Below are 240 nucleotides of genomic sequence, written 5' to 3' on the forward strand. Positions count from 1 at the left end.
GCCACCAACGTCCATTCCCGCGTGTTTGCCGGGCTTCCCGCAGGTTCCTTTACGGTTGCCGTTACGGATGCCAATGGCTGCGTCTACCACGATACGATCGACCTGGTTGAGCCGGCGCCCATTGCGGCCGGGATCAATGCGGCCCCCGCCGTCCTCGCCTGCTATGGCGACACAAACGGGGTAGTTACGGCCACGGGGGTCTCCGGCGGCTCCGGCAGCTACCCGGTCAGCCTGCACTAT

General features: G+C 65.4%; 1 protein-coding gene. It reads left to right on the forward strand.

Annotated features, from left to right (window positions below; translation table 11 throughout):
- A partial coding sequence (locus ACRHNM_RS17950; RefSeq protein WP_431137994.1) for a hypothetical protein occupies positions 1-240 on the forward strand: 240 nt, incomplete at both ends.

The organism is Psychroserpens mesophilus (genome assembly GCF_050617655.1).
GTDB classification, from domain to species: Bacteria; Bacteroidota; Bacteroidia; order Flavobacteriales; family Flavobacteriaceae; genus Psychroserpens; species Psychroserpens mesophilus_A.